Source organism: Ilumatobacter coccineus YM16-304 (assembly GCF_000348785.1).
In the GTDB taxonomy this organism is placed as follows: Bacteria; Actinomycetota; Acidimicrobiia; order Acidimicrobiales; family Ilumatobacteraceae; genus Ilumatobacter_A; species Ilumatobacter_A coccineus.
The window spans coordinates 3,965,091-3,986,352 of record NC_020520.1 but is presented as its reverse complement, the minus strand read 5'-3'; the positions used below and the strand labels follow the sequence as shown (position 1 = coordinate 3,986,352).

General features: G+C 67.1%; 17 protein-coding genes. 11 read left to right on the top strand and 6 right to left on the bottom strand.

The window, feature by feature from the left end:
* Positions 1-37 precede the first annotated feature (37 nt).
* The 5 genes from YM304_RS23005 (at position 38) to YM304_RS17730 (ending at position 6,098) form a co-directional block, all read left to right on the top strand.
* Complete coding sequence (locus tag YM304_RS23005) at positions 38-2,323, top strand: EAL domain-containing protein (protein WP_154723528.1); 2,286 nt, start codon at positions 38-40, stop codon at positions 2,321-2,323.
* Between the two features lie 180 nt (positions 2,324-2,503).
* Positions 2,504-2,794: a co-chaperone GroES gene (groES, locus tag YM304_RS17745; RefSeq protein ID WP_015443100.1), complete on the top strand. Its 291-nt coding sequence runs from the start codon at positions 2,504-2,506 to the stop codon at positions 2,792-2,794.
* Positions 2,795-2,857: 63 nt separating this feature from the next.
* Positions 2,858-4,495: a chaperonin GroEL gene (groL, locus tag YM304_RS17740; RefSeq protein WP_015443099.1), complete on the top strand. Its 1,638-nt coding sequence runs from the start codon at positions 2,858-2,860 to the stop codon at positions 4,493-4,495.
* Between the two features lie 343 nt (positions 4,496-4,838).
* Positions 4,839-5,360: a hypothetical protein gene (locus YM304_RS17735; RefSeq protein WP_154723527.1), complete on the top strand. Its 522-nt coding sequence runs from the start codon at positions 4,839-4,841 to the stop codon at positions 5,358-5,360.
* 57 nt (positions 5,361-5,417) lie between these two features.
* Positions 5,418-6,098, top strand: a complete 681-nt coding sequence (locus tag YM304_RS17730; RefSeq protein ID WP_015443097.1) for an NUDIX hydrolase — start codon at positions 5,418-5,420, stop codon at positions 6,096-6,098.
* A gap of 72 nt (positions 6,099-6,170) precedes the next feature.
* On the opposite strand, the gene YM304_RS17725 is transcribed toward YM304_RS17730, so the two are convergent.
* Together YM304_RS17725 and YM304_RS23000 are read right to left on the bottom strand one after the other, a co-directional pair.
* A complete protein-coding gene (locus tag YM304_RS17725) occupies positions 6,171-6,959 on the bottom strand; it encodes an SDR family NAD(P)-dependent oxidoreductase (RefSeq protein WP_015443096.1) in 789 nt (262 codons plus the stop codon).
* Between the two features lie 37 nt (positions 6,960-6,996).
* Positions 6,997-8,358, bottom strand: a complete 1,362-nt coding sequence (locus tag YM304_RS23000; RefSeq protein ID WP_015443095.1) for a PqqD family peptide modification chaperone — start codon at positions 8,356-8,358, stop codon at positions 6,997-6,999.
* A 19-nt stretch (positions 8,359-8,377) separates the two neighbouring features.
* On the opposite strand from YM304_RS23000, the gene YM304_RS17715 reads away from it, so the two are divergent.
* Positions 8,378-10,291 (top strand): hypothetical protein, encoded by a 1,914-nt coding sequence (locus YM304_RS17715; RefSeq protein WP_015443094.1) that lies wholly within the window; start codon positions 8,378-8,380, stop codon positions 10,289-10,291.
* Positions 10,292-10,299: 8 nt separating this feature from the next.
* Here YM304_RS17715 and YM304_RS17710 read toward each other — a convergent pair whose 3' ends face one another.
* Positions 10,300-11,742: a pyridoxal phosphate-dependent decarboxylase family protein gene (locus YM304_RS17710; RefSeq protein ID WP_015443093.1), complete on the bottom strand. Its 1,443-nt coding sequence runs from the start codon at positions 11,740-11,742 to the stop codon at positions 10,300-10,302.
* A 98-nt stretch (positions 11,743-11,840) separates the two neighbouring features.
* On the opposite strand from YM304_RS17710, the gene YM304_RS17705 reads away from it, so the two are divergent.
* Both YM304_RS17705 and YM304_RS22995 read left to right on the top strand, forming a co-directional pair.
* Positions 11,841-12,629: a hypothetical protein gene (locus YM304_RS17705; RefSeq protein ID WP_015443092.1), complete on the top strand. Its 789-nt coding sequence runs from the start codon at positions 11,841-11,843 to the stop codon at positions 12,627-12,629.
* A 14-nt stretch (positions 12,630-12,643) separates the two neighbouring features.
* Positions 12,644-13,762 carry a glycosyltransferase gene (locus YM304_RS22995; RefSeq protein ID WP_015443091.1) on the top strand — a complete coding sequence of 373 codons (1,119 nt, stop codon included), beginning with the start codon at positions 12,644-12,646 and terminating at the stop codon, positions 13,760-13,762.
* Here the strand turns inward: YM304_RS22995 and YM304_RS17695 are convergent, their stop codons facing one another.
* Positions 13,763-15,301 carry an FkbM family methyltransferase gene (locus YM304_RS17695; protein WP_015443090.1) on the bottom strand — a complete coding sequence of 513 codons (1,539 nt, stop codon included), beginning with the start codon at positions 15,299-15,301 and terminating at the stop codon, positions 13,763-13,765.
* A 21-nt stretch (positions 15,302-15,322) separates the two neighbouring features.
* Here YM304_RS17695 and YM304_RS17690 point away from each other — a divergent pair, with 21 nt between their 5' ends.
* On the top strand, positions 15,323-16,486 hold the full coding sequence (locus YM304_RS17690; protein WP_015443089.1) for a glycosyltransferase: 1,164 nt from the start codon (positions 15,323-15,325) through the stop codon (positions 16,484-16,486).
* Here the strand turns inward: YM304_RS17690 and acuI are convergent.
* On the bottom strand, positions 16,437-17,450 hold the full coding sequence (acuI, locus tag YM304_RS17685) for an acrylyl-CoA reductase (NADPH) (RefSeq protein ID WP_015443088.1): 1,014 nt from the start codon (positions 17,448-17,450) through the stop codon (positions 16,437-16,439). The genes YM304_RS17690 and acuI overlap by 50 nt on opposite strands.
* A 142-nt stretch (positions 17,451-17,592) precedes the next feature.
* On the bottom strand, positions 17,593-17,868 hold the full coding sequence (locus YM304_RS17680; protein WP_041298415.1) for a hypothetical protein: 276 nt from the start codon (positions 17,866-17,868) through the stop codon (positions 17,593-17,595).
* A 42-nt stretch (positions 17,869-17,910) separates the two neighbouring features.
* Here YM304_RS17680 and guaA point away from each other — a divergent pair, with 42 nt between their 5' ends.
* Together guaA and YM304_RS22990 are read left to right on the top strand one after the other, a co-directional pair.
* Positions 17,911-19,500, top strand: a complete 1,590-nt coding sequence (gene guaA, locus YM304_RS17675; RefSeq protein WP_015443086.1) for a glutamine-hydrolyzing GMP synthase — start codon at positions 17,911-17,913, stop codon at positions 19,498-19,500.
* Positions 19,501-20,034: 534 nt separating this feature from the next.
* Complete coding sequence (locus tag YM304_RS22990) at positions 20,035-21,255, top strand: C40 family peptidase (protein ID WP_015443084.1); 1,221 nt, start codon at positions 20,035-20,037, stop codon at positions 21,253-21,255.
* The last annotated feature ends 7 nt before the right edge of the window (positions 21,256-21,262 follow it).

The following is a 21,262-nucleotide window of genomic DNA, read 5'->3' as shown; positions in this document are numbered from 1 at the left end:
GCCCGGTGGTGCACACGGAGCATGAACGTCACGCCCTGTGCCGGCGTCCCCGCTGAGTGTCGCCGCCACCTCAAGATTCGTAGCAGACTGTCGAAAGATGGACATGGAGGAATCGGGCGAGTCCGAACGCCCGTCGGGGTGGTCGTTTCCGGCTCGGACGACGGCGTACTTCATCGTCGTCTCCGCCCTCTCGATGGGCCTGCTCGCCTTCATCGGACTCGGTGAGATCCGCGAGATCAACCACGACAACGCCGAGATCAGGGTCGATCGGGCGGCGCGAGCTGCGGCCGCGCTGTTCGAGCAGCAGCACAGCGAGTTCGCCGTCGACTGCTCGGTCGACGGGTCGCCCGTCGTGATCAAGATCGATTCGATCGATCGGCTCGAACCCGCTCCGTCGTGGGACTCGCTCCTCGACACCGTCGCGCAGGTCAACCAGGGCGCGGCGAACATCTTTCGGTACAACGCCGAGTCAGCGGCCTTCGATCGGATCTCGACGACGTTCACCGATGCGTCGGGCGCTCGTCTGGGCAACTCGCAGGTCGAGCCGGGCATCATCGCCGAGGGCCACCCGGCGTACGACTCGCTCGTCGACAGTCAGCCGTACAGCGGCGAAGTGCCCGTCGCCGGCCGCTCCCGCTACGCCTACCTGGTGCCCATCGTCGACGGGGCCGAGGCGACGGTCGGCATCCTGGCGGTCGACGTCGGATTCGTCGACGACCTCACGGTGAGCAACTCCCAGGCCGCGAGACGCGTGCTGATCACCATGATCGTCCTGCTGTCGGTGATGGCGGCGTCGGGCATCGTGGTGATGTTCTTCGCGTTCCGCCCCATGAACCGGTTGATCAAGGTCGCGCACGACGTCGGATCGCCGGGCGCGTCGACGGCGGTGGGCCTCACCGATCGTCGCGACGAGATCGGCTATCTCGCGAGCGGACTCGCGAAGGTGGTCGAACTCCGCGACGATCTCGAGCACCGCGCGTACAACGACGACCTGACCGGGGTGCCGAACCGTGCCGCCTTCGTGCGCGAGCTCGACGAACGCATCAGCCGGTTCCGCACCGTCGACGAGCCGGCGACCCTCGGTTTCGCGCTGCTCATCATCGACCTCGACTCGTTCAAGGCGGTCAACGATGCCTTCGGCCATCAAGCGGGTGACGAACTGCTCAAGTCGGTGATGAGGTCGCTCGGCGAGGCACTGCTGCCGGGCGAGTTCCTCGCTCGCCTCGGAGGTGACGAGTTCGCACTGCTGACCGCGCCGGGCGACATCGCCCCGGAGGCGATCGAGGCCGCAGCCCAGCGAGTCACTCGCAGCGTCACCGAGGTGCGCCAGACGCGTGCCGGCGAGACCACGATGACGGCGAGTGTCGGTGTCGCCGTGCTCCCGGAGCATGGAGTCAGCATCGAGACCGCCATGACCAACGCCGACCTCGCGCTCTACGCCGTGAAGCGCAACGGTCGAGGCCATTGGCAGCTGTACTCGCCGAGCATGTCATCGTCGAACCAGCGGCGGATCCACCTCGCCTCCGAGCTGCGGCGTGCGCTCCACGAGCACGAGATCAGCCTCGAGTACCAGCCGCTCTACGCCGCCACCGACGGACAACTGCGATCGGTCGAGGCGCTGGCCCGCTGGCACCACGTCGTCGAAGGGCCGATTCCGCCGGTCGAGTTCGTCGCCGCCGCCGAGAACGCCGGCCTCATCAGCGCGCTCGGCGAGTACGTCATCGAGGCGGTCTGCGCACAGATCGGACGGTGGTGCGACGATCAGCTCGACACTCCGGTCGTCGCCGTCAACGTGTCGACGATGCAGCTCTGGCAGCCGGAGTTCCTCGAGATGCTGCGAGCGTCGATTCGCCGCCACGGGGTCGAGCCCGGTCGTCTGTGCCTGGAGATCACCGAGAGCGTGGTGGTGCAGCGCGACGACGCCAAGACGCGTCGCCTGCTCGACGACATCATCGCGCTCGGCGTGACGCTGTCGATCGATGACTTCGGAACGGGCTACTCGTCGCTCAGCTACCTGCACGACCTCCCGGTGCAGCAGGTCAAGATCGATCGAATGTTCCTCGCCGAAGCGTCGCGCGACCCGAAGAAGGCGCAGCTCTTCGCCGGGATCATCTCGCTCGGGCTCAACCTCGGCCTCGACGTCGTGATCGAGGGTGTCGAGACCTTCGCCGACCTCGAACTGGCCAGGCGCCACGGCGCACACCTCGTCCAGGGCTGGTTCCTCGATGCGGCGATGCCCGCCGACATCGTGTCGGAGCGATTCGGCACCATCGCGGCGCCGTGGGTGGGCACACAGCTCGCCTTCGATCCGCCTCCTGCCTGAACCGCAGTACCTCGATTGGCACTCTCGCTTGCCGGTTGCCAACTCCGATCGCGAGGCGTAGTGTTGGCACTCGGTTTGAGGGAGTGCCAAAGCGTGTGTGACCTCAAGCGTGACTCGAAGTCGAGTCGAACCAATCCGCACTGAAATTCACTACGTGAACTGCCAATGGAGGCATGAAACATGAACCTGAAGCCACTCGATGACCGCATCGTGGTCCGGCCTGCCGAGGCCGAGACGCAGACCGCATCCGGTCTGGTCATCCCCGACTCCGCCAAGGAAAAGCCGCAGCAGGGCGAAGTGCTCGCCGTCGGCCCGGGCAAGCGCTCCGAGACCACTGGCGAACTGATCGAAGTCGGCATCAACGTCGGTGACATCGTCATGTACAGCAAGTACGGCGGCACCGAGGTCAGCTCGGGCGGAGAAGACCTGCTCGTCCTGAACAGCCGCGACGTGCTCGCCATCGTCGGCTGACCCCTCCACACCAATCGCAACACTTTCCCCACTCGCCAATACATCCGCTAGGAGACAACTGATATGGCAAAGATTCTGAAATTCGACGACGAGGCGCGCCGCGCACTCGAAGCCGGTGTCAACAAGCTCGCTGACGCCGTCAAGGTCACCATCGGCCCCAAGGGTCGCAACGTCGTGCTCGACAAGAAGTTCGGCGCTCCGACGATCACCAACGACGGTGTGTCGATCGCCAAGGAGATCGAGCTCGAAGACGTGTTCGAGAACATGGGCGCCCAGCTCGTGAAGGAAGTCGCCACCAAGACCGACGACATCGCCGGTGACGGTACGACCACCGCGACCGTGCTCGCTCAGGCCATGGTCACCGCCGGCATGCGCAACGTCGCCGCCGGCGCCAACCCGATGGCCATCAAGAAGGGCATCGAGGCCGCTGTGGCCGCCGCTGTCGAGTCGATCCAGAGCCAGGCCAAGGACGTCGACGACAAGAGCGACATCGCTTCGGTCGCCACCATCTCGGCCGCCGACGCTTCGGTCGGCGAAGTCATCGCCGACGCCATCGACAAGGTCGGCAAGGACGGCGTGGTCACGGTCGAGGAGTCGAACACGTTCGGCACCGAGCTCGACTTCACCGAGGGCATGCAGTTCGACAAGGGCTACCTGTCGCCGTACTTCGTCACCGACACCGAGCGCCAGGAAGTCGTCCTCGAAGACGCCTACATCCTCCTGCACAGCGCCAAGATCTCGACCGTCCAGACGATGCTGCCGACCCTCGAGGCCGTCATGCAGACCGGCAAGCCGCTGGTCATCATCGCCGAAGACATCGAAGGCGAAGCGCTCGCCACCCTCGTGGTCAACAAGATCCGCGGCACGTTCAACGCTGCTGCCGTCAAGGCCCCGGGCTTCGGCGACCGCCGCAAGGCGATGCTGCAGGACATGGCCGTCCTCACCGGTGGCCAGGTCATCAGCGAAGAAGTCGGCCTCAAGCTCGACAACGTCACGCTCGACCTGCTCGGTACCGCCAAGCGCGTCGTGATCACCAAGGACAACACCACCATCGTCGACGGTGGTGGCGAGAGCTCCGACATCGAAGCTCGTGTCAACCAGATCAAGGCCGAGATCGAGAACACCGACTCCGACTGGGATCGTGAGAAGCTCCAGGAGCGTCTCGCGAAGCTGGCCGGTGGCGTTGCGCTCATCAAGGTCGGCGCTGCCACGGAAGTGGAGCTCAAGGAGAAGAAGCACCGCATCGAAGACGCCGTGTCGTCGGTTCGTGCGGCCATCGAGGAAGGCGTGGTCGCCGGTGGCGGCACCGCCCTCATCCGTGCCCGTGGCGCCGTGCAGAAGGTCGTCGACTCGCTCGACGGTGACGAGAAGACCGGCGCCAAGACGGTGTGGACCGCGCTCATCGCGCCGGGCCTCAACATCGCCAACAACGCCGGCCTCGAAGGCGCTGTCGTCGTCAAGGAAGTCGAAGCCGCTGAGGGTTCGATGGGCATGAACGCCGCGACGGGCGAGATGATGGACCTCATCGCTGCGGGCATCATCGACCCGGCCAAGGTGACCCGTGCGGGTCTCCAGAACGCTGCGTCGATCGCCGCGATGGTCCTCACCACCGAGTGCCTCGTCGCCGACGAGCCCGAAGACGACGCCGGCATGGGTGGCATGCCCGGCGGCGGCATGGGCGGCATGGGCGGCATGATGTGACCGTTCGGCGGGACTCCGTCCCGCCACGCTGACTCCGTCAGCTCGAAGCCGACTTCGTCGTCTTCACGTTCAGTCAAAAGGGGAGCCGGCTTCGAGCCGGCTCCCCTTTTGCGTTCTTCGAACGCGCTGGCGGTCACGGCGGTTCGTTCCGGTCGTCAGTTCCATCGCCGACAGACTCGCCGTGTGGCGCTGCGCGCTGCGGGGCGACTCCCGCTTCGATACAGGGTGATTTCTGGCCTGGCCAAATATCACCCTCACGCGACGACATCTGGCCTGGCCGGATATCACCCTCGGACGGTTTGTCTCTGAGACAAAGCGTCCGGCGCGGGTACCCTCGCCACGTATGGCGAGCGAACCGAGAGGAGCGATGCGGCCGTTCTGGCTGCATCAAGGGGTCGAGTACCTCATCGGCGCCGTGTTCGTGTCGTCGAGCATCCAGAGCGAAACGCCGGCGGTCCCGGCCGCGCTCGGTGTGGCGATCATGATCAACGCCGCGCTCACCATCGGACCGGCGGGAGCGTTCCGTCTCTACGGCCGCAAGCTGCATCGCATCATCGACATCGCCATCATCGCTGCCGTCGTCGTCGCCGCCGTGCAACCGACGATCGCGCTCGGCGACAATGCTCGCGTGCTGATGGTGCTGCTCGCCGTGGTGCTCGCGTTCGTGTGGTGGAACACCGACTTCGCCACCCGTGACGAACGCAAGGAGCGACGGCGTAGCGCCAAGTCGCAGCGCAAGAAGCCGGCGCGGCCGACCAGCGAAGAGGTCGGACAGAAGGCCGGTCGCATCGTCGGCGACGGCATCAACATGGCCAAGCGCGTGAAGAAGAACCTGTCGGCCGACGACGACACCTCCGCCGACTGACCGCACTCGACCGACTCGTAGACTTCACACCGTGAAAGGGCTGAACGATCGGTGACGATGACGAACGGCGCCAACGCTCGACCCGACGGAACTCCCCGTCGCCGAGGCGGCCGCCAGACCATCCCGCGTCCGCCCAGCGCGGTCGAGGAGTACGAGACCCCCTGGCCGCTCGGGGCGACGTGGTCGGTCGACGAACTGACCCGACCGGTCATCGACACGCCCGCCCCGATCGCACCGACGTTTCCCGAGGCGAAGCACTCGGCGGTGCTCCTGGTGCTCGCCGACGGCCCGGCCGGGGCCGAGGTGCTCCTCACCCGTCGATCGATGCAGCTGCGCAACCACAAGGGTGAGATCAGCTTCCCGGGAGGCCGCTGCGACCCGGGGGAGTCGCCGATCGAGACGGCGCTGCGCGAAGCGCACGAGGAGGTCGGGCTCTCACCGCAACGACCGACGGTGGTGGGCGAACTCGGTCACCTCTCGACGTTCGTGTCGAAGAGCTACATCGTGCCGATCGTGGCGACGCTCGACGACCGCCTCGAGCTCGAACCGAAGACGATGGAAGCCGACCGGGTGATGTGGACGCCGATCGCCGAGCTCACCCGTCCGGGCACGTACCACCGCGAGCGTTGGGGCCTCGCGCCGGTCGACCGGCCGCTCCACTTCTTCCACCTCGACGACGAGACCGTGTGGGGCGCCACCGCCCACATGCTCGTCGAGTTGCTCTCGCTGCAGTCCTGACCCGGCCGCCGTCGAAGGTCGTCCGTCAACTGGTGCGTCAACTGGTGTCTGACACCGAATGACGGGCTGGGGTCAGGCGCCCCAGCCGCCGGAGAAGTCGAAGAACTGACCGGTCTGGAAGCGGTTGGAGCCGTCGAGGAGACCAGCCGTGACGCTCGACAGTTCGTCCATCGTGCCGAGTCGGCGCAGCGGGACCTGCGCTTCGATCATGGCCCGACGTTCGGGGTCTCCGTCGGCCCGCGACGCCTTGAGGAAGCCCGGGAAGTCCATGTAGTTGGTGCCGATCGCGTTGACCTGCACGCCGTGGCGAGCGTGTTCGAGACCGACGGCACGCACGATGCCGTTCGCTCCGGCTCGGGTGCCGCCGTAGATCGACACCATCGGGTCGGGACGCCCGCCGGTGGCCGACGTGAACACCACGCACTGCCCGGCGCCGGCCGCGACCATCGGGGGCAGCACCGCCTGGAGTCCGTGGAACACCATGTCGAGGTTGGTGGCCTTGACCTTGGCCCACTGGTCGTCGGTCATGTCGAGGAACTTGCCGGTGACGATGAGTCCGGTGACCAGACATGCCGAGTCGAGCCGTCCAAATCGTTCGAGTACCCGCTCGATCATCGACTGGTTGCCGGTTCGGGTGGTGAGATCGACGTCGCTGATCGTGAGCACGTCGGCGCCGCGCTTCGCGAGGTCGGCGATCTGGCTGTCGAACGATTCCTCGACGCCGACCATCGTGCCGTCGCCGGCCGTGCCGTGGAGCACGAGATCGAACCCGCGGTCGGCCATGGTGCGGGCGAGGGCCGGACCGACGTACCCGGTGGCCATGGTGATCAGTGCGACTGGACGGTTCTCGGCGTTCGACATCGTCCGATGTTTGCACCTCGCCGACGACCGCGACGACTCACTGCCGAGGCGTCGGGGCTACGGTCCAGGAGGCGGGTTCGAGGAGGCGCTTGTGAACGAGGTCGTCGATCGTGCGAACGACCTGCGCCAGTGGTGGCTCGTCGAGCCCGAAGGTCTCGGCATATCGCTCGGCGATCGTGACCGCGTCGGTGGCACCGTCGCAGAGCATGAACACGACCGCTGCCGACGGATTGAGGTGATGCGCGGCCGAAGCCGTGGGTTCGAACACGACCAGGCCGTCGTCGGCCTCCGCGAGGTCGAGATCGTCCGCCTGTGCCGGCCCGGGGCGACGGATCGACCGTCGAACCGTCTGGTCGAGCAGTTCGCGTGCCGCGGTCGCCACATGCGGCTTCGCGTAGCGGTCGGCCACGAGTTCGAGGCCGCTTCGGCTCAGCGACGCTCGCATCGCCGGGTCGTCGAGCAGGTCGACGATGCGCACTGCGAACGACGCAGCGTCGTCGGCGACGAGCACGTGGACGCCGTCTCGAGCGTCGAGGCCTTCGACGCCGAGACTCGTCGTCACGACGGGCACGCCGTGCGCCCACGATTCGAGGATCTTGATGCGCGTTCCCGAGCCGCTGAGGATCGGGGCGACGGTGCACCTCGAACGCTCGAGTAGAGCGCCGAGATCGTCGACGAAGCCGATGCCGTGGTCGAGGTCGTCGCTGCCGGTGCCGCACACGACGAGTTCGGCGTCGGGGACCAGGCGTGACACGAGCGGCCAGACCTCGGTGCTGAGCCAACGCGCTGCGTCACGATTCGGCGCGTAGTCGAGGTTGCCGAACATCGTGACAATCGGCGGGTGAGTCGGGGGAGCGGCCGGCTCGGCGACGGGCGAGCTCGGGGCGACGTTCGGCACGATCGCGGTCGACCCGAATCCCGACGCGCTGACGAGGAGGTCGGTGTGCGGAGCGAACCAGTCGATCATCACGCGGTGCTGTCGGGCGAGGTCGTGTTCGCCACGCGAGTCGTGGAACGCCACATCGTCGTCGTCGAGGTCGACGACGAGGCACGCCGGCGAGCCGCCGCGCAGACCCACGGCGAACGGTCCGAGATACGAACGAAAGCCGACGATCAGATCGAAGGGTGGAGCGGTCTCCCCGGTCAGGACGCCGAGGTACTCCGACGCGAGCAGCGAGCGCTCTGGGAACACCGCGTTCTCGATCGGCATCGGCTCGACGACCCGGAACTCGCCGAGCTCGGGTTGAGCGTCGACGACCGGGGACGGGGTGCTGACCGGGACCACGAACGTCGTGAGGTCGCCCATCTCGGCGAGCGTTTCGCGCCAGAAACGAGCGCGCAACGATGATCCGTTGCCGGCCAAACCGGGGTCGAACGGAGTTGCGAGGGCGATCCGCACGATCGTTAACCTACCGATCGTGCCGGATCGAATTCGCTACGCGTGCGAGTGGACGCCGGCCGGCATCGGCGTTGCTGCTCAGCGTTGCATCCGCTCGCTCGTGGCGGCCGGCGCCGACGTGGCGTGGGAGCCGCTCGTCGCCCTGGGCGGCCCTGGTCGTGATCGCGCGCTCGACTCGTCGGCGGCGCCGGCGTGGATGAGGGCGCTGCGCCGACCCGAATCTCCCGACGACGTACTCGTCTTGCACAGCGTGCCGGCGAAGTGGTCGTCGGTGTCCGAATCGTTGCCGGCCCGACACCGAATCGGACACTCGGTGTGGGAGCTCGAAGACCTCCCGCTGCAGTGGCGCTTCGAGATGTCGTGCGTCGATGAGTTCTGGGTCCCGACGGAGTGGAATCGTCGGACCTTCGAGCGAGCGTTCGACAAGCCGGTCCACGTCGTGCCGCACGCGATCGAGCTCGTCGAGCCGTGTGCGCCTCCGATCACCATTCCCGACGGGGTCGCCATCGTCACGGTCGTGTCGGCGTGGGATTGGCGCAAGCGTCCCGATCGGGCGATCGAGGCGTTCTGTCGAGCGTTCACCGCAGCCGACGATGTCGTGCTGGTCGTCAAGACGTGGCCCCACAGCATGCAGTGGCCGGGCTTGCCGGAGTCGCCGGCTCAGATGATCGCCGCGCTGTTGAGCCGCTATCCCGATGCTCCGCGGGTGCTCGTCGAGACGGCGACGTGGAGCGATGCCGAGATCGCCGGGCTGCTCGAACGGTCGGCGTGCACGTTGTCGCTCACGGCGTCGGAGGGCTGGGGGCTGGCCGCGTTCGATGCAGCGTCGCTCGGTGTGCCCGCGATCATCACCGGGTACGGCGGTCACGTCGAATACCTCGGCACCGACTACCCGGGCCTGATCCCGTTCGAGATGGTCCCGACGTACCACGCCGACACGACGCTCTTCGAGCGCGGGACGCGGTGGGCACACGCCGACATCGATGCCGCGATCGACGTGTTGCGCAGCGTCGTCGACGGATCAGCGACAGCGCTGCTCGATCGAGCGAAGCAGCTCGGACCCGAGCTCCGCGACCGCTACTCCGCCGACAGCGTGGCGGCGGCCGCGCTCGGCGCGTGCCCAGAGCGAGTTCGGCCATCGTCGACCGTTCGCGCCTCGACAGCCACCGTTTCGGCGGAGCCGCCCGAGGTGGTCGTGCTGACTCCGCTGAAGGACTCGGCACACCGGGCTCCCGCGTATGTCGACCGGATCCTCGGCTTGGAACACCCGGCCGAGCGTCTGTCGGTCGCCGTGCTCGTCAGCGACAGCGTCGACGGCACCGCGGCCGCGTTCCGTTCAGAGTTCGAACGGCTCACCGATGCCGGGATCAGGTGGTCGGTGTTCGAGCGCGATTTCGGATACCGGATGCCGGAGGACGTTGAGAGGTCGGACGCGCGGCATCAGGTCGATCGACGGACCGTGTTGGCGAAGAGTCGCAATCAGCTCCTGTCTCGCGGTCTCGGTGACGCCGAGTGGGCGCTCTGGCTCGACGGCGACGTCGTCGACTTCCCGTCAGACGTCATCGCGCAACTGCTCGCGGTGGGCGAGGACGTCGTGCACCCGAACTGCTTCGACTCGAAGGGTGCGTTGTTCGACCTCAACGCCTGGACCGACCAGGGCCTCTTCCATCTCGACGACTACGCGGGGACCGGGCTCGTCGAACTCCACGCAGTCGGCGGGACGATGCTGCTCGTCAACGCCGACCGTCACCGCGACGGCCTCATCTGGCCGGCCTATCGACATGGCATCTTCAACTCACGCGTTCGCACCGATCCGTCGTTGGTCGGACGCGACGAACTCGGTGAGATCGAGACCGAGGGTCTCGCGATCATGGCCAACGACATGGGGATCGCGTGTTGGGGCCTGCCGGACCTGCACATCCGACACGAGTAGCGAGCGCGTCAGTCAGGTGTCGACGACGCGCTGTTCGCCAGTTCGCTGAGCAGCTGCCACGCGTCGGCGACGTCGTCGAACGTCGTCGCTGAGGCGCCGATCGACACGCGCAACGTCGAGCGACCGTCGAGCACCGTTCGGGTGAACAGCACCGTTCCGGTCGCGTTGGCGGCGTCGATGAGGGCGTCGGTGAGCGCATTGGACTCGTCGATGGTCGCGCCTCGGCGGGCGATGCAGAGCAGGTTCAGCGGGTGCGGTGCGACGATGTCGAAACGGTCGTCGGCGCCGACGAGGGCGGCGAGTTGCTGCGTCCAACCGACCTGCCGGCGAATCATCTGTTTGGTTGGCTCGACCCCGTCGGTGCGGAGTGCGAACCAGAGCTTGAGCGCTCGGAACCGTCGGCCGAGCGGCACCTGCCAGTCGCGGTAGTCGATCGCTGCGCCCGCTTCGGCGGCCGCCGACTGGAGGTAGGGCGGCAGGATGCTCAGCGCCCCGATCAGTGAGGCGCGGTCGGCGGTCCAGAACAGGTTGCAGTCGAAGTTGATGCCCATCCACTTGTGTGGGTTGGTCGAGTACGAATCGACGCGGTCGAGCCCATCGTTGACCCAGCGGTACTCGGGTTCGAGCGCGGCGATTCCGGACATGGCGGCGTCGACGTGGAGCCACACCTCGTCGCGTTCGCACACGTCGGCGATCTGCTCGATCGGGTCGAACGCCATCGACGAGGTGGTGCCGTTCGTCGCGCAGACGAAGAACGGCGTGAGCCCGGCGGCGCGGTCGGCGGCGATGAGCTCGCGCAACGACTCGGGGCGCATCGCGAACGAGTCGTCGTGCTCGACGACGCGAAGATGGTCGGTGCCGATGCCGGCGATGCGGAACCCCTTCTCGATGCTCGAGTGAGCTTGAGAGGTGGCGTAGCCGACGAGTCGGGTCGTGTCGCCGTCGGCGTTGACGTCGCCGTTGGTCACCTTCCAGCGTGCAGCGAGCATGGCGACGAGCGTGGCCTCGCTCGCGCTGCCCTGGATCACGCCACCACCGTGCTCGCTCTGCGAGTGGAACCGAGCGGGAAGTCCGAGCAGTTCGTGCATCCAGTCGACCATGAGCGTTTCGAGTTCGGTGGCGGCCGGCGAGGTCGCCCACGCCATCGCGTTGATGCCGAGACCAGCGGCCATGAGCTCACCGAGGATCGACGGGTACGAGGTGTTCGACGGGAACCACGCGAAGAAGCCGGGATGCTGCCATTGCGTCAGACCCGGCACGATGATGTGTTCGAGGTCGGCCATGACGGCGTCGAACGACTCCGGCTCGGTCGGCGGGTGCTCGGGCAGTTGCGACCGGACATCGCCGGGGCTGACGTCGGGGAAGACCCGTTCCGACCCGACGCCGTCCAGGAAGTCGGCGATCCAGTCGACCATCTCGTGGCCGTGGCGGCGAAAATCGTCAGGTGTCATCGGGTGCGACGATATCGAGCGCTGGTCCTGTGGACCGCGGCTGAGCAGGCGCGATCGGTTACGGTGCCGATGAGTGACGCGTGGGAGGGTCAGCGACAATGAGTGACATCGAGTTCGAGCCGGTCGGCGAAGAAATGGAACGACGGGCGTTCATCGCTCGTATGGCAGCGATCGCCGGCGTCGTGACCATTCCGACCGTCGTGTCGTATTCGCTCGCCGGGGGCTCGGCCACGGTGCCGACGCTTCGCCTGACGCCACCCGGTTTCGATGCCGGGGCGATCGGCAGCGGAAGCAACACCGGTGGCGGTGGCAACACTGGCGGCGGTGGCAACACTGGCGGCGGTGGCAACACTGGCGGCGGTGGCAACACTGGCGGCGGTGGCAACACTGGCGGCGGTGGCAACACCGGTGGCGGTGGCAACACATCGTCGACCACGATCGCACCGCCGACGACCGCCGCACCGACCACGACGGCAGCGCCGACCACGACGGCAGCGCCGACCACGACCGCAGCGCCGACCACGATTGCTGCGACGACCACGACGGCGGCATCGACGACGACCGCTCCGCCGACGACGGCGCCGGCAACCGTCGACGCACCGCCGAGCGTCCCGGCGGGTGGAACGATCACCGCCAACGGCGAGAACATGCCGCCGAACTCCGAAGTCACCTTCACGCTCGTGCTCGGTGCCAGCGGCGAGACGGTCATCGTGCTCGGGACCACGACCACGAACTCCGACGGCGAATACTCCGCGCAGATCACGATTCCGGCCACCGTCCCCGCGGGTGACTACGTCGTCGAGGCCCGGTCGGGTGCGGCGGTCGCGACCGATCCGATCGCCGTGTCGGCGGCTCAGGTCGACGTGCGGTTGCCCGAAACGAGCTGAACCCGGCTCCGATCATGGGTTCGCGTCCGCTGCTGTCGGCTGCGATCATCGTTCGAGACGAGGCCGACTTCCTCCGGACCTGCCTCGCGTCGATCACCGACGTGTGCGACGAGATCGTCGTGGTCGACACCGGCAGCACCGACGACTCGGTGGCGGTGGCGGCGTCGTTCGGCGCGGTCCAGACGACCCGTCCCTGGGACGGTGACTTCTCGGCGGCTCGAAACACGGCACTCGACCTCGCAACCGGTCGCTGGATCCTCTACATCGACGCCGACGAGCGACTCGACGCCAGCGATGCCGACGCGTTGCGCGACGAACTCGAACGAGCGACCGACTCGATCGCCTTGCGGGTGTGGTTTCGGGCGCGGCCGATCTGGTCGCCGTACCGCGAGTTCCGGTTGTGGCGTCACCGTCCCGACATCCGTTTCGCCGGCCGGATCCACGAGACGATGGTCCCCGACATCCAGCGGGTGGCCGCGGCTGAGGGCTTGACGATCGACGACTCCGCGTTGTTTCGTCTGACTCACTACGGATACGAAGGCGATCAGACGGCAAAGCACCGCCGCAACCTTCCACTGCTGGAGCAGCGGGTGAGCGAGACCCCGGATCGTGTGTATCTGTGGAATCACCTCGGCAACATTCGCGAAGCGCTCGGCGACATGGCCGGCGCTCGGCAGGCCTGGACCACGGGGATCGAGGTCATTCGGGCGAAGGGACTCGTGGATCGAACCGACGTGCTCTGTTACGCCGGCTTGGGGTTGCATCTGTTGGCCAATGGGCACGACGTGAGCGATCTCGTCGGCGAGATGAGCGAGGTGTGTCCGTGGTACCGGACGCTCGACTGGCTCGCAGCGAAGAATCACGCGTCGCACGGCCGACCCGATGCGGCGATCCCGCATCTCCAGGCGTTGCTCGCCGTCGGTCTCGACCCGATCGACGACTCGCTCGCCTACAACAACGCGATGTTCACCGACTGGGCGTGGGAGCTGCTCGTCGAGTGCCAGATCGAGATCGATGACATGGTCGGCGCGGCGGCCACGGCAGCGACGGCTGCGGCGGCGCGACCCGGCGACTTCGCCTGGCGGACGAAGTCGATGGCGTTGGCAGCGCGTGCGAAGCGTCGCAGCCCGTAGTCAGGCCCGAGTCGCTCGCAATCCGAGCAGCGAAGGGGCATCGACGTCGTCGGTGATCGTGACGTCGAAACCGAATCGCTCCAGTCGGTCGACGACGCGCCGCACACGGTCGGGCGTCGACTCGCCGTCGAGATGCAACTCGCCCACGATCGTGTCGACCTGATCGAGACGTTCGGCGGTTTCGAGGGCCGGCCATTCGCCTCCTTCGCAGTCCAGTTTCAGCCAGATCGGGGCGTCGGGGGCCACACCGTCGCGCAACTCCGTGATCAACTCGTCGAGTGAAACCGATGCGACCACGACCTCGCCGGCTGCGAGTTGCTGCGTGTCGGCGATGATCGGCCGCGGCGAGTGGCCTCCCGTGTTGACGTGGACCCGACGGCCGGGCTCGGCATACGTGGGGGCCGCGCCGATCGCGATCGGTTGACCCGACGGAGGGCTCCAGATCGCCGCCTGTCGAAGGTCGACGAGACCCTGTTCGATCTCGGCGGCGAGGTTGATCGTCGCCATGCGGTAGTTGTCGGGCTGAGGTTCGAGCGCAAGGACGTGATCGGCTCCCGAGTCGATCATCCGTGCGCTGAACGAACCGATGTGTGCCCCGATGTCGATCGCCACGGTGCCGGGCGTCAGGCGCTCCGGAATGCCGTACTCGCTGCCGGAGTGGACGTGATGCGCGACGAAGTGATCGATCGTCGCGTGCCTGACGCGGAACCTGCGACCGCTGAAGCTGAGCGTCGTCAGCTCGAGCTCGGGATCGTCGGTCACGAGTCGCGCCGTGGCGAGCTGGTCGAGCGCGAGGTGGAAACGGCGCAACGCCACATCGGTCGTGATCGAGAACGCGCCCGCGAGCACATCGACGATGTCGCCGGCGGAGGTGCGTCCGTCGGCCAACGAATACACGATCGCCGACAGCGGGTCGAGGCGGTGGCGGAGTCCGCGATCGGGAGCCTCGACGACCACGCCGTCGGCGGTCTCGGTGGCGATGGCCCCGGGAAGTCGGCGAGGCCCGATCGGTGGAGAGAGCAGGCGTTCGACGTCGACGAATCCGGCGCACGTGATCGTTCCATCGGCGATGGCGGTGTCGACGACGAGATCGCACCGCCGACGAACCTCGGCGAGGAGGTGCTGATAGCGAGCGTGCTCGTCGCCGACGGCGATGCTTCCAGCCGCGAGATCGAGGACGACGGGGATGTCTCCGGTCGATGCGAGTCCGAAGCAGAACGGGGCCAGGTCGGCCGACGCTCCGACGATCAGGTCGAAGGGGTCGAGTTCATGGACCCAGCGCGCTCCGAGGTATTCGGGGGCGCGGCGCGCACGCAGCGGATGGATGTCGTGAGCGAGTTCGAACCGAGCGATGGCAACGACGTCTCCGAGTTCGTCGGCTGACCTGTTCGGCAGATCGTGATCGACGGTGCCGGCGTCGACGTCGATGACGATCGTCGTGAGGGTGCCGAACCGAGAGAGCGCACGTCGCCAGAACGTTCGACGCTTCGAGGCATCGTCGTCGTCTGGAGTCACCGAGGTCACGAAGGCGACGTTCACGCTCGGTTACCGTATCCGCCGATGGCGAACCGGGTTCGGTACGCGTGTGAGTGGACACCGGTCGGTGTCGGCGTCGCCGCTCGACGGGCACTTCGGGCCTTGCTGTCGGTCGAGGACCCCGATCTCGACATCGTGTGGGAACCGCTCGGGCCGGCTCCGCTCGGGCGAGCCTCGGTCGGCGATGGCGTCGACCAGTGGCTCCGAGACCTGCGTGGTCCCCCGGTTGCTGGCGAGATCCTGGTGCATCACGTCGTGCCGGGAGCGTGGAACGAGGTGGCTCGCGCCGTGGCGCCGGTGCACCAGATCGGCCACAGCGTCTTCGAACTCGACGACATCCCACACGCATGGCTCGACGAGATGTCGGAGGTCGACGAGTTCTGGGTGCCGACCGAGTGGAATCGGCGCGCGTTCCAGCGGGCGTTCGACCGACCCGTCCACGTCGTTCCGCACGTGGTGATCGACATCGAACCCGACTCGATCCCCCTGTCGATCCCGGACGACCTCGCGATCGTGTCGCTCGTGTCGGCCTGGGACTGGCGCAAACGACCAGACCGTGCGATCGATGCCTTCTGCCGAGCTTTCACGAGCGCCGATTCCGTCGCGCTCGTCGTGAAGACGTCGCCGTACTGCGTCGAGTGGCCGGGGGGAGACGTCGGCGTGATCGAGTCGATCGAGCGGATCGTGCAGGAGTTCCGCGATCCGCCGATCGTGTTCTACGACACCGGAACGTGGACGGACGCGCAGATGCTCGGACTCGCGCAGCGTTCGGCCTGCTCGCTGTCGCTGACGTCGTCGGAAGGATGGGGCCTCGGGGCATTCGACGCCGCGTCGCTCGGCACACCGGTCATCATCACCGGGTTCGGTGGCCAGGTCGACTACCTCGGCGAAAACTACCCGGGGCTCCTGCCGTACCGCCGGGTGCCGACCGCTCACCGAAACCGGAGATTGTTCGAGGTCGGGACCGAATGGGCGTACGCCGATCTCGACGCAGCCGTCGACCTGTTGCGATCCGTGATCGGTGGCTCAGCCAGCGATCTGTCGGCGCGCGCCGAATCGTTGGCCCCCGAACTCAGAGATCGGTACTCGCCGCAACGGGTGGGCACGCAGCTGAGTGAGCTGCTCCGAGCAGCGCGACTCAGTGGTTCGGGTCGACGACGACTCGGCCGCGGACCTGGCCGGCCATGATCTTCGGGCCCTGTTCGATGATCTCGCTCATCGGCACCACCTCGGTCATCGCGGCGAGCTGATCGGCGGGAAGATCGGTGGCGAGCCGAGCCCACGCCGCGTCACGTGCCTCGATCGGAGCCATGACCGAGTCGATGCCCTGCAGTCGGACGTTGCGCAGGATGAACGGCATCACCGTGGTCGGCAGATCGACACCGCCGGCGAGCCCGCATGCCGTGACGACGCCCGAGTGCTTCGTCTGTGCGAGCACCTTCGCGAGCATCGTGGAGCCGACGGTGTCGACCGCTCCGGCCCACGTCTCCGACTCGAGCGGCTTGGGCTCCTCCGACATCTCGGCGCGGGTGAGGAACGACGATGCGCCGAGGCCGCGCAGGTAGTCCTGCTGCTCGGGACGGCCCGTCACGGCCGTGACCTCGTAGCCCAGGTGCGCCAGGATCGCGACGGCCGTGCTGCCGACGCCACCCGCAGCACCGGTGACCACGATCGGTCCGTCGCCGGACTGCACGCCCCCGTCCTCGAGCCCGAGCACACAGAGCATCGCGGTGAGGCCCGCCGTGCCGATGCCCATCGCCTGCTCGCTCGACAGACCCGACGGACGCTTCACGAGCCAGTCCGACTTCACGCGCTGACGCTGCGAATAGCCACCCCAGTAGCGCTCGCCGACGGCCCAACCGGTGAGGATCACCTCGTCGCCCACGGCGAAACGATCGGAGTCGGACGCCGACACGGTGCCGGAGAAGTCGATGCCCGGAACCATCGGGAACGAACGGATGATGCGCCCCTTACCGGTGAGCGCCATGCCGTCCTTGTAGTTCAGCGAGGAGTAGTCGATGTCGACGGTGACGTCGGAGTCGCCGTAGGTCGGCAGGTCGGCGTCGGAGAGTTGCTCGATGGCGGCTGCCGCCGACTTCGGGTTGCCCTCCTCGGCCTCACGGACGACGAGTGCGTTGAAGGTGGTGGTCATGGCGTCTCCTGTGGTCGACCGCCACGGCGGTCATCGATCTCTCGGTCACGCTCAGTTCTATTCGATGCTCGACCGCTCGGCCACATGTGGGTGACGCGAGCCGAGACCTGGCGGCGAAGGGAGCGCTCCTCCCTGACGAGCGCTACCGGGCTCGATTGGCGCGCACGCCGACCGAGATGCGCCAGATGACGAGGCCGAGACCCAGGACCAGCGCGATGAACACCGCGGTCTGCCCCGCCCCGCCGCGCGCCTCGCTGCCGCAGCCCGGCTTCTCGACGAGGCCGACGCAATCGCTCAGGTTCGTCTGGTCGGGAATGAACTCGCTCACCGTCACCGGCGGGCGATCGACGGGCTCCTCGTTCGACGCGAGGGCCGTGGGGGATCCGCCGAGCGTGAACAATGCGACGAGCGAGACCACGAACCTGGTCAGCCAGGCGCTTCCGGCTCTACGATGCATGCCTTGAGTCAACCGCCGTCGCCCTCATCTCCCACGACATCCGCGTCCGACGATCGCCCGACCGTGCTGGTCGTCGACTTCGGAGCCCAGTACGCACAGCTCATCGCCCGCCGCGTGCGCGAGCTCAGCGTCTTCTCCGAGATCGTCCCCAACCGGATCACCGCAGACGAGATCGCCGAGCGGGCACCCGCCGCGATCATCCTCTCCGGAGGCCCCGCCAGCGTGCACGTCGAGGGCGCCCCGTCGCTCGACCCGGCGATCTACGACCTCGGCATCCCGATGCTCGGCATCTGCTACGGCGCGCAGCTCATCGCACAACAACTCGGCGGCGTCGTCGGCCGCGGCATGGCGGGAGAGTACGGGCGCACTGTCCTCGAACGAACCGGTGACTCCCTGATCCTCCCCGACGATGCTCCCGGCGCTCACGAATGCTGGATGAGCCACTTCGACGGCATCACCGTGCTGCCCGACGGCTTCGTCGGCACGGCCACGTCACCGGGAGCGCCGGTCGCCGTCCTCGAGAACGACGAGCGCAAGATCTACGGCGTCCAGTTCCACCCCGAGGTCGTCCACTCGCCGTTCGGCATGCAGGCGATGGCCCGCTTCCTCCACGAGCGAGCCGGCATCGCCTCCGACTGGGCGATGGCGTCGGTCATCGAAGAACAGGTCGCCCTCATCCGTGAACAGGTCGGCGACGAACGCGTCATCTGCGCACTCTCCGGCGGGGTCGACTCGTCGGTCGCCGCGGCACTCGTGCATCAGGCGATCGGTCATCAACTCACCTGCATCTACGTCGACACCGGACTCATGCGCAAGAACGAGAGCGCTCAAGTCGTCGAGACGTACGGCCGCAACATGGGCCTCGAGTTGATCCACGTCGACGCCAGCGAACAGTTCTTCGCCGCGCTCGCCGGCGTGACCGAACCCGAAGCGAAGCGCAAGGCGATCGGGGAGCAGTTCATCCGCGTGTTCGAGAAGCACACCGGCGGTCTGCGTGACGCCAAGTTCCTCGTGCAGGGAACGCTGTACCCCGACCTCATCGAGTCGGGTGGCACCGACGGCACCGCATCGGTGATCAAGAGCCACCACAACGTCGGCGGGCTCCCCGACGACATGGAACTCGAACTCATCGAACCGCTGCGCGACCTCTTCAAAGACGAAGTGCGGGCGCTCGGCACCGAACTCGGGCTCCCCGACGAGATGGTGTGGCGCCAACCGTTCCCCGGCCCGGGCCTCGGCGTCCGCATCATCGGCGAAGTCACACCCGAACGCGTCGCCCTGCTCCAGGAAGCCGACGCGATCGTGCGCGAAGAACTGAAGAACGCCGGACTCGAACGCGAGATCTGGCAGTCGTACGCCGCGCTGCTCGCCGACGTCCGCTCGGTCGGCGTGATGGGCGACGAACGCACCTACGGCAACCCGGTCGTCATCCGTGCGGTCACGAGCGAGGACGCCATGACCGCCGACTGGGCGCGCATCCCGTACGAGACGCTCGAGGTGATGTCGCAACGCATCATCAACGAAGTCGACGGCGTCAACCGCGTCGTCTACGACATCACCAGCAAGCCCCCCGGCACGATCGAATGGGAGTGAGGGCCGGCTCCGCCGGCCGGAGCTCCTTCGTCGCTCCCTCCTCGACTCCGTCGAGGCTCACTCTTTCTCCGGGCTGACGCCCGGACTCGCTGCGCTCGACACGTGTTCGACTCGTCGCTGCGCCGAGTGGGGCGTCGCATTCACTCGTTCCTCGGTCATGAGCAGCGACTCCGTCGCTGCTCATTCTTTCTCCGGGCTGACGCCCGGACTCGCTGCCGCTCGACTCGGGTTCGACTCGTCGCTGCGCCGAGTTGGGCGTCGCCGGAGCTCCTTCGCTTTCGGTGATTCGCGACGACATTTGGCCTGGGCGAAAATCATCCTGTCGCGACGACTTTTGGCCTGGGCAGAAATCATCCTGTCGCGACGACTTTTGGCCTGGGCAGAAATCATCCTCTGGCGCGTTGCTGGGCAGCGTGGGCGGCCGGTGGTGGGCGTGGGGGAGAAGCGGCCGGAAATCGGGTGTGACAGGGGACTCTGACTTTTCGTTGGCGTTTCGCAACAAGTTCGTCATATTCGCTAGGGTTTGACTTCGCTATGAAGCAGTTCCTGCGCCTTGCGCCGATCGCACTGATGATCACCCTCGTCGTGCCAGCGATCCATCCCAGCGTCGCCGCAGCCGGCACCGTCGAGCAGAAGCGGCAGCGCGTCGAACAGATCGTCGACGAACTCGAACGTCTCGAAGAACGCACCCTGCAGATCAGCGAGGACTACGTCGAATCGCTCGACGAGCAAGCCCGCCTCGCCGACGAGATCGTGGCACTGCAAGCCACCATCGTCGACAAGGAAGCCGAGCTCTCGACGCTGCGTGCCGACCTCGGCGACATGGCGATCCGGTCGTTCGTCGGCGCCGGCGGCGCCACCCTCGGACCGCTCTTCGAAGACTCCGCCGACATCAACGACGTCCTGCAACGCGAGGAACTCGCACGAGTCGCACTCAGCGCCGGCGACATCACCACCGACGAACTCGACGCCTTCGTCGCCGACCTCGAAGCCGACCGCGCCGACCTCGAGAAGAAGAACCAGCAGGCTCAGCAACTCGCCGCCTCGCTCATCTCGGCCCAGGAAGAGACCGAGCAGCTCAAGCTCGACTACCAAGCCGCCCGAGTCACCGCCGAACAAGAACTCGGCGAGGCGATCGCCGAAGAAGAACAGCGTCGCGCCGCCGCAGCAGCCGCCGCAGTCCAGGCACAGTACGAAGCCACCGTTGCCGCCAACCAGGCCAGCAACAACTCCGGCAGCTCCAGCAACTCCGGGAGCTCGAGCAACAGCGGAAACTCCTCGTCGAACAGTGACAGCGGCTCGACCTCGACGAGCTCGGGAAGCGGCAGCTCCGGCAGCGGCTCCAGCACCGACAACGGCTCCAGTGGGAGCTCCGGTGGCGGCACCAGCGCACCGCCCGTGTCGTCGCTCGCAAGCGTCGCCGTCAACGCGGCGCTCAGCCAGCAGGGTGTGCCGTACCGCTACGCCACCGAGATCCCCGGCGTCAACTTCGACTGCTCCGGCCTCACCAAGTACGCCTGGGGCAAGGCCGGCGTCTACCTGCCGCACCAGTCGCGAGCGCAATACGCCTCGATCCCCCACGTGTCGCAAGGCGCCGCCCAGCCCGGCGACCTGCTCTTCTACTACAGCCCGATCAGCCACGTCGGCGTGTACCTCGGCGGCGGCCAACTCGTGCACGCCCCGGCGACCGGCGACGTCGTCAAGATCGCCAACGTCAACTGGAGCAAAGTCTCCGGTGTCGGCCGCCCCGGCTGAGGCTTGC

Coding starts and splice junctions, on each gene's coding strand:
- YM304_RS17705 (WP_015443092.1), top strand. CDS start 11,841: ATGAGTGACATCGAGTTCGAGCCGGTCGGCGAAGAAATGGAACGACGG.
- YM304_RS17690 (WP_015443089.1), top strand. CDS start 15,323: ATGGCGAACCGGGTTCGGTACGCGTGTGAGTGGACACCGGTCGGTGTC.
- acuI (WP_015443088.1), bottom strand. CDS start 17,450: ATGACCACCACCTTCAACGCACTCGTCGTCCGTGAGGCCGAGGAGGGC.
- YM304_RS17730 (WP_015443097.1), top strand. CDS start 5,418: ATGACGAACGGCGCCAACGCTCGACCCGACGGAACTCCCCGTCGCCGA.
- YM304_RS17710 (WP_015443093.1), bottom strand. CDS start 11,742: ATGACACCTGACGATTTTCGCCGCCACGGCCACGAGATGGTCGACTGG.
- YM304_RS22990 (WP_015443084.1), top strand. CDS start 20,035: ATGAAGCAGTTCCTGCGCCTTGCGCCGATCGCACTGATGATCACCCTC.
- groES (WP_015443100.1), top strand. CDS start 2,504: ATGAACCTGAAGCCACTCGATGACCGCATCGTGGTCCGGCCTGCCGAG.
- groL (WP_015443099.1), top strand. CDS start 2,858: ATGGCAAAGATTCTGAAATTCGACGACGAGGCGCGCCGCGCACTCGAA.
- YM304_RS22995 (WP_015443091.1), top strand. CDS start 12,644: ATGGGTTCGCGTCCGCTGCTGTCGGCTGCGATCATCGTTCGAGACGAG.
- YM304_RS17735 (WP_154723527.1), top strand. CDS start 4,839: ATGGCGAGCGAACCGAGAGGAGCGATGCGGCCGTTCTGGCTGCATCAA.
- YM304_RS17725 (WP_015443096.1), bottom strand. CDS start 6,959: ATGTCGAACGCCGAGAACCGTCCAGTCGCACTGATCACCATGGCCACC.